This window comes from Parasediminibacterium paludis (assembly GCF_042651445.1).
GTDB lineage: Bacteria > Bacteroidota > Bacteroidia > Chitinophagales > Chitinophagaceae > Parasediminibacterium > Parasediminibacterium paludis.
The window spans coordinates 559513-575012 of record NZ_JBHSDC010000002.1; the positions used below are offsets into that span (position 1 = coordinate 559513).

The following is a 15500-nucleotide window of genomic DNA, read 5'->3' on the forward strand; positions in this document are numbered from 1 at the left end:
AATTCACATGAAATATTTTTTAACTAAGTTTGATTTAATGAAAAGCGTACAAAGAGTGTTTACTCTTTTATGCTTTTTTGTGTTTTCGGCATTTTATACTGCCAATGCACAATCGGTAACAATTGAAAAGGCGTCGGCTTCCGGTTGTTATTACTATAATGGTGCTAGTAAAACAACTATTAGCATCCAAGTAGGCTGGACTGGTGCTAATAGCGGTGAATTAATAACTGTTACTTTAGACGGTTCTAGTACACGTACTTTTAGTCCTCAGGCTTACTATGATCCAGGTCTTACAACCAATAATTCTCAAAAAGTCGCTGGACCTATTGTAACTCCTCAAGTAGTTGCATTTGAAATCAATTCAGATGGTGCTTCGCATACTATCCAAGCTGTATTAAGTAATGGTAGTGCTACATTAGCGACTTCTGCATTAGTTAATGTAAGTGCACCACAACCTTGTGCACCTTTGGTTTGCAGCGGTACAAGTTTAGGTGGTGTTGCTTACTACGACAATAATGCCAATGGTATTCGTGATGCCGGTGAAATTAAAATGATTGCGGGTGTAGTTGTAACTGCATTTGATAAATTAGCTAATAAGTATACCACAACAACTGATGGAAATGGTCTTTATTCTTTTACAAATATTCCTACTTCAAATTACCCAGTAAGGGTAGAGTTTACTGGCTGGCCTGTTAATGTATTATCAAATTCAGGACCTTCTTCAACAACTACTAATACAAGTAGCGTTCAGTTCGTTACTGCACCATCTTGTTCTATTAATTGTGGTGCTGTTGATCCAAATTACTATACTCAAGCAAATCCAACAGTTTTTACTAATTTATATACTAATGGTGATCCATTGGCTGGCGGCGATGCTGCATCAATGCCATCCATTATAGCACATGCTTACGATAATACCACTGATTATACAGAGACAACAATAGCAACAAATGCTCAAACTGGTAGTCTTTGGGCACATGCTTGGAATAAACAAAATAAAGTACTTTTTTCTGCTGCCTTTCTTAAAAGACATGCTGGTTTAGGGCCATTAGGTTTAGGTGGTATTTATAAAGTTGATTATAAAAATCCTACAAGCCCAATTGTATCTTCTTTCCTTGATGTTACTACAATTGGTATTGACTTAGGCCAATCTTTAGTACCGTCTAATTCTGTACGCGGATTATTTGCTGGCAAAACCACTCCCAATAAAGATTTAGGTGTATTTGGATTAGTAGGTAAAGTTGGTATTGGTGGAATGACTTTGAGTGCAGATGGCAATACGCTATACTTTGTAAATTTATATGATAAAAAAGTTTATGCTATTGATATTACTAATTATTTAATTACTGGTACATTGCCAACTTCTAGCAATGTAACATCATATGCAGTACCTGACCCTTCCTGTACAGGAGGTAATTACAGACCATTTGCTATCAAAATTTATGATGGTAAATTATATGTTGGGGTGGTTTGCGATGCATTAATCTCCCAAAATAAATCTGACTTAACTGCGCATATTTATTCGCTTGATTTAAATAATACCTCAACTGGTTTTACAACGGTTTTCGATTTTCCGCTTACTTATCCAAAAGGCTATCCTGCACAAAGCCATGATACTAAAACAGGTTGGTATCCATGGACAGATGATATGAGTGTAACTTGGGGTAACGACGATAACACCTATCCTCAGCCTGTATTATCTGATATTGCTTTCGATTTAGACGGTACTATGGCAATTGCCTTTTTTGATAGAACGGCGCACCAAGTTGGTACAAATAACTATGATGATCCTTCATTTACGAAGCTCAACCATGAAAGTTATGCTGGTGGCGATATTTTAAGAGCCTATTTCTCGAACGGTGCCTATATTTTAGAAAACGCTGGTAAATCTGGACCTTATACTGGTGCTCAAACAAACAATAACCAAGGCCCAGGTTTTGGCGAGTTTTATTCAGACAACATGTATCCTACTGGTGGTTTCCATACAGAAATGGTAACAGGTGGTTTAGCCATTAAGCCTGGTAGTGGGGAAGTGCTTGTGGGAATGGTAGATCCTACGTCTTATAAAAAAGGTGACATTAGACAGAATGGTCTTAGACATTTAGGTAATACTACTGGTTTAACTAATAGTGCTATTGCATATTACCACACAAATAATACGGTTGATGAAGTAGCATCTTTTGGTAAGGGTAATGGTATGGGTGATATAGAGTTAGCAACGGACGTACTTAGTTATTTGGAAATTGGTAACTATGTATGGAATGATGCTAATTATAATGGTATACAAGATCCTACCGAGACTGGCATTGCAGGTATTGCTATGAATTTGTATAATAAAAATACAGGTGCCCTGGTAGCTACTGAAATTACTGACGCAAACGGTAATTATCTATTCTCTACATTAAAAGGAGACAATATATTGCCAAATACTGATTACGTCGTTGTGGCTGGTGTAGGGCAATACAATGCTACTACCAAAATTTTAACAGCTAATGGTAAGGATTATGCAATCACACCTGCGTTTGTGGGTGAAGGGTCTAATCCTACTTTAAACGATAATAATTTTAGCACTTCAATTGTTACAAGCGCTTTAGGAGCAATTCCTGCTAATTTACCTAAGTTTGAAGTAACGACTGGCACAGTTGGTTATGTAAATCATACCATTGATTTAGGTTTAACGTATGGCACAATTGGTAATTACGTTTGGCGTGATACTAACAAAGACGGTATACAAAACGAACCTGCTGCTAATGGTATTAATGGTGTAACCGTTAATCTTTTAATAGATGATGGCACTGGTAATTTTGTTGTGGTGGCTACTACAACAACTGCTGATTCAGTTGCGGGTGGACGTCCAGGTTACTATAATTTTCAAATTGCACAAAATGGTAATTATAAGGTTCAGTTCCCTGTCATTTTAAATGGTAGCGACTCTTTAACAACCCAAGATGCAACTGCTGCTACTGATTTTAACAGTGATGCGGATAGAACAAGTGGTTTTAGTCCTGCATTTACCATGGATGTTACAAGTACAGGCATTACAAAAAATAATCCTACTATTGATGCGGGTTATTATACACCCGTAGGAAGCTTAGGTAATTATGTTTGGTACGATGATAACAACGACGGTATTAATAATGAACCTGCTACCAATGGTATTAATGGTGTAACTGTAGAATTGTACAAGAAAAACAGCTCTAACGCGTATGTTTTATTTGCAACAACTGTAACAGCCGATTCACTAGCCGCAACAGGCGGCACTAGTAACCCCGGTTATTATAATTTCCCTAATTTATTAGCTGGTGACTATAAAGTGAAATTCCCTACAAGTATAGGTGCTTTCCCTATAAGCGATGTTAATAATCAACTACCTCAAGCTGATTATAACAATGATGCCGATAAAGCAACTGGCTATAGTGGTGTGGTTACTATTAATCCGATTTCGACAAATGGTCTTGATCAAAATAACCCGACTATTGATGCTGGTTATAAAACCAATATTGGTAGCTTAGGTAACTACGTTTGGTACGATGCTAACGGCAATGGTCTACAAGATGAACCTGCTGCTAATGGTATCAACGGCGTGAAAGTGTACTTATATAAATCAATTGCTGGTGTATTTACAAAAGTTGATAGCACTATTACTGCAAACAATGGTAGTAATCCGGGCTATTATAACTTCCCTAATTTGGGCAGTGGAAATTATCAAGTAGAATTCCCACTTGTTACATCTGTTGGAAGTTTGACTATTGCTAATCAAACCGCTAAAACAGATGGTAACAGCGATGCTGATTTAACAACTGGCAGAAGCGCTACAGTGGTGATAAATACACAGTCTGCCGATGCATTAGATGTCAATAACCCAACTATCGATGCAGGTTATAGACCTGTCGGTAGCTTAGGTAATTACGTTTGGTACGATAGCAATAACAATGGTATTAAAGATGAGCCTGCTACAAATGGCATTAATGGTGTTACTGTTAAATTATTAAAAGATGATGGTACTGGTAACTTCGTGCTTTTTGCAACTACTACTACAGCCGATTCGTTAGCTGCAACTGGTGGTACTAGTAACCCAGGTTATTACAATTTCCCTAATTTACTATCTGGTAAATACATTGTACAATTCCCTACTACTATTGGTAACTATCCAATAAGTGATGTTACAAACCAAGCACCTCAAGCTGATTATAATAACGATGCTGATAAAGAAACTGGTTACAGTGGCGTGGTTACAATAGATGTTTTTGGTTCTGGCTTAGATAAAGACAACCCAACTATTGATGCTGGTTATAAAACCAATATTGGTAGTTTAGGTAATTATGTTTGGACAGACACTAATGGCGATGGTATACAAAATGAGTCTTCAACGAATGGTATTAATGGTGTGAAAGTTTATTTGTTACAAGAAACAACACCTGGTGTTTATACGAAAGTTGATAGTACGGTAACGGCCAATAATGCTGGTAATCCTGGTTACTATAATTTCCCTAATTTAAATAGTGGTAATTATAAAGTACAATTCCCAACTACAATTTATGGTTCACCGCTTACTAAACAAACTGTTACACCACAAACTGATTTAAACAGCGATGCTGATTCTGCTACTGGTATTTCTCCTATAGTAGCAATCAACACATCAAGTTCTAATCCTTTAGATGTGAACAACCCAACAATTGACGCAGGTTATAAATACAGTGTTGCGCCGAATTGTAATATGACTGCTTCTATTACTGTAAATCAAATTTCTCAATGTGTAACGAATAACCAATACCAATTCACTGGTAACTTCACTGGTGGTACTGGCCCTTATACATTCTTCTGGGATTTGAATGATGGTACCTATGCGTATACCAAAGATGTAACACATACTTATGCGGCTTCTGGTGAACATGATGTTACACTTATTGTAAAAGACAGCCGAGGTTGTGAAGCACATGCTTCAACAGTACAAATTTATATAGGTGCTAAGCCAATCGCTGCATTTGAAGTATATGGTAACTCTGGTACTGGTTCTGGTGTTTCATTCAACAGTACTTCTACTATCAGTGGAGGTTGGATGACATACAAATGGGATCTAGGTAATGGCACAACTTCTACCTTAAGCAATCCTGGGCCTATTTACTATGCACCTGGTACTTATACTGTTACATTAATTGCTACTGGTAATTTCGGTTGTAGCGATACTGTTACAAAAACCATCGTTGTTCCTAACCCTGGTTCATATTGTACTGCGCCTACTGCAGCATTTAATATTAATAATGCAACGCAATGTATAAATGGTAACGCATTCGCCTTTACCAATGCAACAATCAATGGTTCTACCTACAAATGGACTTTTGGTGATGGTTCTGCAACGGTAACTACTAGTTCTGCTAATTATACTTATGCAAGTGCTGGTACTTATACAGTCACTTTAATTTCTACAAATACTTGCGGTAGTGATACCATTACTAAAACAGTCGTTGTTAAGCCTTTACCGGCAACTCCTGCTGCTATTAGCGGTGTAAACACTGTAAAGGCTGGTGATGTTATTACGCTATCTACATCATCAATTGGTGGCGTGTGGTCAAGTTCAAACCCTGCTGTTGCTACCGTAAATGCTTATGGTTTTGTATACGGCTTAACTGCTGGCACAACAACTATTAGCTATACATTAAATAACGATTGTGGTGCTGTAAGTGCTACTTATGTAGTAAGTGTTATTGGTTCAATTGTTCCACCAGTTGTGCCACCAGTTGTGCCTGTATGTACAGCACCTGTAGCGAACTTCACAATTAACACTGCAATGCAGTGTCTAGCTGCTAATTCGTTTACATTTACCAATACTTCTACGGGTACAACACCTACTTATACTTGGAACTTTGGCGATGGCAGCGTTACAGTATCTAGTACAAACGCTGTACATACTTATGCAGCTGCTAATACTTATAATGTTACATTAACTGCTACAAATGCTTGTGGTACTAATAGTGTTGCAAAAACTATAACTGTAACAGATGTACCTGCGCAACCTGCAGCAATTAGTGGTACAACTTCAGTACAAGTAGGCTCTACTACTTCTTTAACGAGCGCAACTACTGGCGGTGTATGGTCTAGCTCTAACTTAGGGGTAGCTACAATTGATGCAAGTGGTTTGGTAACTGGTATATCTGCTGGTTCTGCGACCGTTACATATACAGTGAGCAATAGCTGTGGTAATGCAACAAGAACCACTTTAGTAACTATTACAGCGCCAGTTAGTGGTGGTAGTGGTTCAGGAAGTAGCAGCGGTTGTGTAAATCCAACCGCATCTGCGCAAGGCTTTAACGTATTTGTTAAAAACAATGCCACGTTAACTACCAATGAAACTGAAGGTGGTGTGGCAATAGGTGGTGATTTAACTGTAAACGGTAACTATCAAGTAGCTATTAATTCAGCAGCATTCACCAATACTGCTAATCCATTTAAGGTGCAAAATGTGCCAATCGGTTTATTAGTTGGAGGTAAAGTGAATTATGTGAATGGCATGTTGCAAGTGAATAGCAACACCTATGCTAAAGTAGGTGATGCAACAGGTTCTGCGGTTTGGTATACGGATAACCAAACTATACCAAATATTCAAAATATTCAAATTACGCCTGGAGCTTATAATGCAAACCCACGCATACAATTGAATGCGAATCAAAATACTTTAGGTGTTAACCCTACGACTAATCCAGTATTTCAATCTGGTTTAATAGATTTTAATACAGCATTTGCCACCATGCAGGCAACAGCTACGGGCTTAGCTGCTTGTGCTTCAAACGCGAGTTTAACTAATCCTAATGGCAATGTTACTGGTACTACAATACAAAGTGTATTGACTGGAGGTCAGTTGAAAATTAATTTGAATACAGGTTCTAATGTATTGAATGTAACTGGTACCGATTTAAATAGTGTTACTAATGGTATCACATTTAACAATAAGCCTGATGCAACCCATCCATTAGTAATTAATGTAAACGCGCCAGGTAGCTTTACTTGGAACGTTTGGAATCAAGCCGGTATCGGTGATAATGAAGGTAGTTATATTATTTATAACTTTTATAATACAACTTCATTGAATATTGCTGGCAACAGTACCATACAAGGTACAGTATTTGCACCAAATGCAGATATTATTAAGACAGCTAATCAATCTAATATTAATGGACAGGTAGTAGGTCTTTCATACACGCAATCCGGTGGTGAAAATCATTACCACAATTTCAGCCCTTGTATTACATCTTGTGCTCCAAGTGTACCACCATGTACGGTACCTGTAGCTAATTTCACTATTGATAATGCTTCGCAATGCTTAAGTGGTAATGCATTCACATTTACGAATGCATCTTCAGGCACCACACCAACCTATACTTGGAACTTTGGAGATGGTAGTGTAACAGTAAGTACAACGGATGCAACACATAACTATACATCCGCCTCAACTTATTCCGTAAGCTTAACAGCTACTAATAGTTGTGGTACTAATACGGTTACCAAAACTATTACCGTAAATGCAGCACCAGCTCAACCTGCTGCGATAAGCGGTACACCGTCTATAATTGTTGGTGGAACCACCACATTGTCAAGTGCTACTGTGGGTGGAACATGGTCTAGCTCTAATACAAATATTGCAACAGTTAATGGAAGTGGTGTGGTTACTGGTGTAGCTACTGGCTCTGCTACAATTACTTATACTCTATCTAATAGTTGTGGTAATGCAGCAACAAGTTTGTTAGTAACTGTTACTGCAAATTGTGCACCTACTGCGTCTTCTACAACGGCTAGTATTTGTCAAGGTACGGTTTATAATTTTAATGGTAATTCTTATACAAGTGCTGGAACATATACTGTGCATCTAACTAATGCAGGTGGTTGTGATAGTGCTGCTAGTTTAGTATTAACTGTTAATCCATCCCCTATACAACCAAATGCTATAGGAGGTAATACTACAGTATTAATTGGTGCAATTTCTACTTTAAATACAACGCCAGCTGGTGGTGTATGGACAAGCAGTAACACAAATGTCGCAACAATCAATCCATCAACTGGTATTGTTACTGGTATTGCAGCAGGTACAACAACTATTACTTACACACTTTCTAACGGTTGTGGAAGCAAAACTGTAAATACAACGGTTTTTGTTAACGCGCCAGTGGTAGTACCACCTCCAACGCCTACCTGTAACTTAGCTGCTAGCTTTACTATCAATAACAACAAGCAGTGCGTAACAGATAACAGCTTTGTATTTACGAATACCACAACTGGCGGTACAGCACCATTTACCTACTTGTGGGATTTAAATGATGGTAGTACAGCAACGACAAAGGATGTAACAAAAACTTACGCAACCTTTGGTGAGCATGATGTTACCTTAAAAGTAGCTGATGCGAATGGTTGTGTAAGCAATGCAAGCGCGCAGCAGCTATACGTAGGTGCTAAGCCACACGCATCCTTCAGTATTTTGACCAACACTGGTAGCGGTTCAAGCACAACATTCATCAGTTCAAGTACCATTGCTTTAGGTACGATGAGTTACTTATGGGATTTGGGTAATGGTCAAACATCAACTTCGGTGAACCCAACTACCAACTATACACCTGCACCTGCCACACCATACACTGTTAAATTAATAGTAAGTGGTTTGGGTACATGTAAAGACACAGCGATACAATCTTATACACAGTATGCTATTGCAAGCGTAAGTGTATATCCTAACCCAGTAATGGATGTGATTCAAGTAAGCTTCAGAGCTGCTTCTTCAACGCCAACTACAGTTAAGATTATGGATTTGGCTGGTAGAGTTTTACAAGTACAAACTGTAACGCCTGTTTCCTCTGGTGCTAATGTAATAGCAACTTTAGATACCCGTGGCTTACAAAGTGGTAGTTATATCGTGTATATTTCAGATGTACAAAACGGCTTCATAGCTACAAAAGCAATCTTGAAACAATAACTATAAATAGTTTCAAATACACTTAAATGGCTAGCAACGAAAGTTGCTAGCCATTTTTTTATGTATGTCTTATAAAATAAGTAGCCTATTGAAGTAGAAACATTCATTTCTACTAATGCACGCTCATTGTAGTCTTTAATTGCTTCCAAATGACCACTAGTTTTCCAAGATTGTTATTGATCTCACTATTTGGGAAAGGGTTCAGTTAAATAGAGATATTAATGCTAATGGGGAAAATTTACAGCATAACAGACTTATACTAAGTAGCCGTGGCAAGCGTGATGGCATACAAAAGTGATGGTTCTGATGAGATTTGTTGTTTTAATGCGTAAAGAGCAGTCTATTTTTAGAATAAAAAAATAAATGGAGACTAATACAAGTTAACTAATCAATGTATTTGTCACCACCTTGTATGTCACCAAATTAATTGGTGACACTAGTAGTGGTGACAAATGCTTTAAAAATAACTGTCAGCACATAGTGTGTCAGCAAAAAAAATGCTGACAGTATTAGTGCTGACAACTATCGTTTTGTTAAGATAGTTTAAAACAAAAAAGGAGGCGATCTCAACAATATGAGATCGCCTCCTTTTGCTACTTGTGTAAGTAATTATTTTTTAGAAGCTGTTGTTATTGGCTTGTAAATGAATTTAGGACCAGCAAAACAAGGTGACGCTTTAATTTTAAATATGCCGTCTTCGTTTACTACATTAGCCCAGCAATATTCTGCACCAGGGGTATCATCGTTTTTCATTTGTGGTACATACCATAAAACGATGCTGCTGTTAGTGATTGTCTCAGGATTTGGCTCTATAAATTTTTCAGGACCTTGTCTGTAATCTGTGTTGCAGCATGGGCCAATTGTGATTAGATCATTGTAACCTTCCTGTAGTTCTGGATGGTTTTTTGTAACGTACAGATAAGCATTATCGCCTCGGCCGCCGTCTTTAAACTGCCCTGTAGATGGTTGTATGAAATAAGTTGCATCTGCATTGGGTTGTATGGCATATTGGTAACCTTCTTTGGTGTAAGAGGTGGTGGGTTTTTGTAGTTGCCAGCCCTCATTGTTCCAAACGCTCCAATCTGTTTTGTTCCATTCTTTAAATTGTTGGTTATCGCCCGTAAATTCTACTCGTATGACAGGGCGATACGTACCATCATTGCCACATCCTCTGCCCAAACTGGCGGCAATTACCCTAAAGTCACCATTATCGTAAAACAGATAACGCTGTGAGTAGCTGTAGTTACACGGTGTAGGGTACATTTCGCTGTAAAACTTCTGTTCTAATATAAACCCTTTTTCATGGTTGTCTTCGTCTACAAAGTCAAAAATTTGGGGCGGTTCTGTTGCTACTACAGCGCTTTGACTAAATATAGGGCAGCCGACTGCATCGCTATATCCAAAGCCATCTGTGTTGCTGTAGCTCACGTGCCAGTCTACCAATTTCGCACTATTTAATATTTGCTTATCTCGATATGTAACATCAAATATTTTCAAACCATCGCTGCTTGTTAAAATGTAATCAACTTTCCAGTTGTGTTTGGCTACTGTATTTACTTTTTCGCAGAAACAATCTTGAATAGTTTCATTCTGAATTTTACGTTCGGTAAGCATTGCGTTTTGTACGTTATTGCCAAGATTTGTCCAGCGTACACCCACCAGTTTCATTTCTGTAATATCTACAATCGCCCATAGGGCACGGTCTTTTACTACAAATGTTGGTGCTAGGCAAAGGTGCATGCTGCGTTCACATCGGGTTTTGTTAAGCGCAGTTTTGGTATTACTCATCACAGGCATATTTATGCTTGGCTTAAAGCCCAAAGCTTTTTCCACCTCTTTTGAATTGATGGCTATTTCTATACCCAAACGTGCAATTGCATTGGGTACATCTGGCTGTGTTTGGGTAAGGGTATTTACCAAAATAGCTTTTTTATCCTTCATATCTACAACAGCGATGGTACTTAGGTTATAAGCAAAATTGTACATCTCAACTTGAAAATACCGTCCTTTTTCAAATAGTACACCTTTTGGTATCACGCTTTGCCTTGCATAATACACACCAAATATTTGATTCAGCAAAGCCTTTTTACTAGTAACATCTGTTAAAAATCTTGAAAAATTAGTATCTTTTAAAGCAATATTTTCTGCTAAAAGAATGGAATCGTTCAGCGCTTTGTTTCTGCCAGGCTCTAATAAAATGGGTTGCTTTTTGGCTAGTGCCATCGCTATTACCTGTTTTCGTTGTAGAATAAAGGCAGAGGTATCGCTTGTATTATTGCCAAGTACTTCACTCTTATATACATTTACATAGCTATAATTGCTGGCACTGTCTTGCGCATTTGCCAAGCCACAAATAAAAATGGCACTCAGTGTAACTAATAGTTTATTTCGTATCATACCTTTTGTTTCTGCTTATCGATAAAACTTGAGTCGGTTAAACTTTCTAAAAAATAAATTAGTTGTATTTTTTCTTCGGGTGTTATGGTGAAACCTTTTATCAATGGGCTTTTAAAAGCATTCTTACAACCATTCCCTTTATAAGGACCAGTTGTTAACTTTCTGCCACCATTACTGTAAATATCTATCATTTCACTTAATGTGGCTACACTACCATCGTGTGTGTAAGGTGCCGTAATACCAACATTTCTTAAGCTTGGTACTCTAAATTTACCTTTATCGGCAATATTGTGTGTAATGTTGTACAAACCTTGGTCGGCAGTAGGGTAGTTGTTGCTATCGGCCACGTTATATAAGCCTGTATTGTAAAAGCTATTGGTACTTACAGCCCCTAAATTTTTACTACTGTGACAATAGCCGCATTGTAATTTTTTTGAGAAAAATAATTGCATACCCTTTTTAGCGTCGGCACTTAAAGCATTTGAATCGCCTCGTAAATATTTATCATAATTACTTTCATAGCTGATTAAAGTACTTTCATACGCAACAATGCAATCTATCATTTCGGCAAGTGAAATGGTGTTTTTATTGTAAATGGATTGTATGTTTTTGCTATAAATATTGGCAATACGCTGCAGCATATTTGTTTCGTTCTGATACCAGCCAAGTTCGTTTGGCAAATGGTTAAACAATGGCATTTGTATTTGCTGTTGTAACTGTTTTATATTACTATCTGCCCAAGTATAGCAAGGGTAGGTGCTAATGTTTTGTAAGCCAGGTGCATTGCGCTTAACGTTATAACCGTCGATACCAATAGATTTTTTATAGCCATCTGTAAAAGCAAATTGTGGGTCGTGACAACTACTGCAAGATTTGGTGTTGTTTAATGATAGTGCATTGCTAAAGAATAATACCTTGCCAAAAGCTGCCTTTTTGCCTATCGTATTGTTAGTATTTGTAGCATTGCCAAATAGAAATGGAAGGCTTATGATAGCTAAATTAAAAAATAGGGTGGTATAAAGTAGCGGACTTTTCTTCATTACTAATTATTCTATTGATTGCAAGATCCAACGGTTAGTTGCTTGACCCCATACAAACCGATACGTTGACTCAATTTTGTCACTTGTAGCCTCTAAATTATAATTAAATGATTTCCCGGTTACTACCATAACACCATTTACAAACCTTATTTTTCTTGGCTTATCGTCTCCTCGAATTCCTATATTTTCAAGGCTTGTCTCTAATCTAAAACTAGTTCTTATTAATGCGCCATTATGATCGATGAGATAAGAAAATATTTTACCATCTCTTGCACTACCGTAATATAATCTTCGTGCATTGTGCTCATCGGTAGAAATTGCAAGCGATAAAGCATCTGTATTCTTTAAAGTGTCTACAATTTTTTTGGTAGTAGCATCTATATGGTAAATCGTACCTATTTCACTGTGCCTACTACTGCCATAAACACTGCTTGTCCAAATACTCAGGTCAGTGCAGTCGAAAGTTAAACTTAGCAAACCATAAGGGTTATTAATCGTTTGCGTACTATCTGCTTGAAGATCCATCCATACACTCATTTTACCTGTTTCGGTATCAACCTTCATGATTCTATTCATTTGCCAAGGCTTGTTTTGTAGCAATGAAATAAAAGGTGTGGGCAACACATAAATATTACCTTTATTATCGAAGGTAATGGCAGATAAATAGCCAAATTGCTTCCAAGTGGCATCTTGATACACTTTTTGCCTTTCTTGATTGGTACTAATGGCTCTGTTTTTTTTATCTCTTGCAAGTTCAAGTAACATTAGCCCTACCTTATTTTTTTCGGTAGTGCTAAAGGCACTTGCAGCAATATCATAGCCCATTTTACCTACAAAAACAGGAAATTTCTTGCAACTATTATCATTGGTAACTTGATTCGTTTGCGCTATCGCATAGTGGTTTTTTGTAACTAAAAATAAAAAAAAACTTATAAAGAGATATTTAAAATGATGCATGAGTAGTTACGGGTGAAATATATCTTCAAATGTAAGCAACTATTTATTTTGAATCGCTTAGGACAAAGAAAATAAACCCCTTTGTAAAAAGCATTAAGCAATAGGTAAAATAATGATAAAGTGATTTTCATTTTGCTTAATGGCTTTGTATTGAAGCGTACCCTTGTGCAATTCAATAATTCTTTTAACTATCGATAATCCAAGGCCATAACCTTTTTTGACGGAAGCATTTTTACCTCTAAAAAAAGGCATTGTTATCTTCTCAATTTCATTATCTGATAGTTGGGAACCAATGTTACAAAATGTAATTTTTATATATGGCTTCTCAATAGTAATGTGGATTGTTACTTTTTGATCATCTGAATAGACGTATGCATTTTTAATTAAATTTCTGAAAGCCGATTTTAATAAAGTATCATTTGAATAAATGAGTAAATCTGTGTCTTTTTCAGGTATTATATCGAAATTTAGTTCAATGCCTATGCGATCAAACTGTCTTTTCGCGTCAACAATTGTTTCGTACAATAATTCATCTATGCGTATAGATGGCCAACTCTTTAAGAAGTTAATTTTTTCATATTGTGAAATGAGTAAAAGCGAGTTTGTTAATTCTATCAAATTGGTTTGATCTTCCTTTAAAGATTCAAGCACTCGCTTATAACCATCAATATCTAAATTTCTGTTGATAGCAGCTTCTGTTTGCGATAACATGGTTGCCAAGGGTGTTCTTAATTCGTGCGAAGCACTCTGAACAAAGGTTTTTTGACTTTCAAAGGCATTGTTCAAACGCTTCAACATGGCGTTAAAGTTTTTTGCTATGATATCAATCTCATTATTGCCTTTGCCTTCATCAATTTGCTTAGTAAGATTGTGAACGGTTGTATCATCTATCTGAGAGCTTAATTTTATAAGTGGCTTAAAGGCTTGTTTTATAAAGTAAAACGTGATAATAATAGAAATGGTTAGCGAAGCTAAGAATACAGATAAAAGAATATATAACAGGTTTTGTTGTTTTTTCGAGCCAACTTTATCTATGGCACTTACGAAAATAAAACTATCATCTTCGGGGAAATATTGGGCAATACCTTCTCTATCAGCAACTTTAAAGTGATGGAATTTTTTTTGCTTGACTATTTTAAGTAAAGAATCATTTTTTACAAATTTGGGTAATTTACCAGCGGGTAAATTAAAAATCGGTATTTGCTTTCCATTTACAACAGAAACTTCTTCATCGGCTAAATTATTTGAATTTAATTTATAAGCAATGTCTAAAGAGTCGCTCAGTGAAATCAAGTTTAATTCGCTGTAAAGTGTGTTCGATTCATTGATGAGGCGTTGATTAAAATCGGCTTCTTTGTAACTTCTATATAGTATAAAAATACTTAAACATGATATTAATAATACAGCTGCAATAAAAACGTTGAAAAATAGGGCGTACCTCACTCTAAGACTCATACAGCTAGCTATTTAATGTAGTAACCAAATCCTGGTTTTGTGTGAATGAGCTTATCGTCAAATGGTTTGTCTAATTTATTGCGAAGAAAGCTGATATATACTTCAATGGTATTGGTGCCTGTATCAAAACTTAAATCCCATACCTTGGTCATAATTTCTTGCTTTGAAATAACTTTACCTCTGTTTTTTGCTAATAGATATAAAAGCGAAAATTCTTTTGCAGTAAGTGGTATTAAATCGCCACCACGTGTAACAGTTTTTACTGATAAGTCTATGATTAAATCACCAATAATAAGTTTTTCGGGCTCGCCAACTGTGCCTTCAGTTCTTTTTAAAAAAACTTTTATTCTGGCAAAAAGCTCATCGAAATGAAAAGGTTTGATAATATAATCATCAGCACCAAGTGCAAAAGCATCTACTTTATCATTGATTTCTCCTAAAGCGGATAGAACAATAATAGGTATTTTTTTATTGATACGTCTAAACTCTTTGCAAAGTTCAAGTCCATTTTTGTACGGTACATTAATGTCTAGTAAAACAAGAGAATAGCCCATTTCGTTAAAAAGTTGTTCTGCAATTAAGCCATCTTTTGCAATATCTGTGTCGTAACCTTGCCGTACGAGCTCCTCTTTAATCACCTTACTTAGCTTTGGTTCATCTTCTACCAATAAAATTTTGTACGCGTTGCTCAT

General features: G+C 36.7%; 6 protein-coding genes. 1 reads left to right on the top strand and 5 read right to left on the bottom strand.

Annotation, left to right across the window (positions count from 1 at the left end):
• Positions 1-7 precede the first annotated feature (7 nt).
• On the top strand, positions 8-8959 hold the full coding sequence (locus ACFOW1_RS03035) for an SdrD B-like domain-containing protein (RefSeq protein ID WP_379012234.1): 8952 nt from the start codon (positions 8-10) through the stop codon (positions 8957-8959).
• Positions 8960-9568: 609 nt separating this feature from the next.
• Here the strand turns inward: ACFOW1_RS03035 and ACFOW1_RS03040 are convergent.
• The 5 genes from ACFOW1_RS03040 to ACFOW1_RS03060 form a co-directional block, all read right to left on the bottom strand.
• The gene (locus ACFOW1_RS03040) at positions 9569-11356 is read right to left on the bottom strand and encodes a hypothetical protein (RefSeq protein WP_379012235.1); all 1788 of its coding nucleotides are present in this window, start codon (positions 11354-11356) and stop codon (positions 9569-9571) included.
• Complete coding sequence (locus tag ACFOW1_RS03045) at positions 11353-12396, bottom strand: cytochrome c peroxidase (RefSeq protein ID WP_379012236.1); 1044 nt, start codon at positions 12394-12396, stop codon at positions 11353-11355. Before ACFOW1_RS03045 ends, ACFOW1_RS03040 begins: the two co-directional genes overlap by 4 nt.
• A gap of 6 nt (positions 12397-12402) precedes the next feature.
• Positions 12403-13353 carry a hypothetical protein gene (locus tag ACFOW1_RS03050; protein WP_379012237.1) on the bottom strand — a complete coding sequence of 317 codons (951 nt, stop codon included), beginning with the start codon at positions 13351-13353 and terminating at the stop codon, positions 12403-12405.
• A gap of 93 nt (positions 13354-13446) precedes the next feature.
• Positions 13447-14808: a HAMP domain-containing sensor histidine kinase gene (locus ACFOW1_RS03055; protein ID WP_379012238.1), complete on the bottom strand. Its 1362-nt coding sequence runs from the start codon at positions 14806-14808 to the stop codon at positions 13447-13449.
• A gap of 8 nt (positions 14809-14816) precedes the next feature.
• Complete coding sequence (locus ACFOW1_RS03060) at positions 14817-15500, bottom strand: response regulator transcription factor (RefSeq protein ID WP_379012239.1); 684 nt, start codon at positions 15498-15500, stop codon at positions 14817-14819.

Coding starts and splice junctions, on each gene's coding strand:
- ACFOW1_RS03040 (WP_379012235.1), bottom strand. CDS start 11,356: ATGATACGAAATAAACTATTAGTTACACTGAGTGCCATTTTTATTTGT.
- ACFOW1_RS03045 (WP_379012236.1), bottom strand. CDS start 12,396: ATGAAGAAAAGTCCGCTACTTTATACCACCCTATTTTTTAATTTAGCT.
- ACFOW1_RS03050 (WP_379012237.1), bottom strand. CDS start 13,353: ATGCATCATTTTAAATATCTCTTTATAAGTTTTTTTTTATTTTTAGTT.
- ACFOW1_RS03055 (WP_379012238.1), bottom strand. CDS start 14,808: ATGAGTCTTAGAGTGAGGTACGCCCTATTTTTCAACGTTTTTATTGCA.
- ACFOW1_RS03035 (WP_379012234.1), top strand. CDS start 8: ATGAAATATTTTTTAACTAAGTTTGATTTAATGAAAAGCGTACAAAGA.
- ACFOW1_RS03060 (WP_379012239.1), bottom strand. CDS start 15,500: ATGAGCAACGCGTACAAAATTTTATTGGTAGAAGATGAACCAAAGCTA.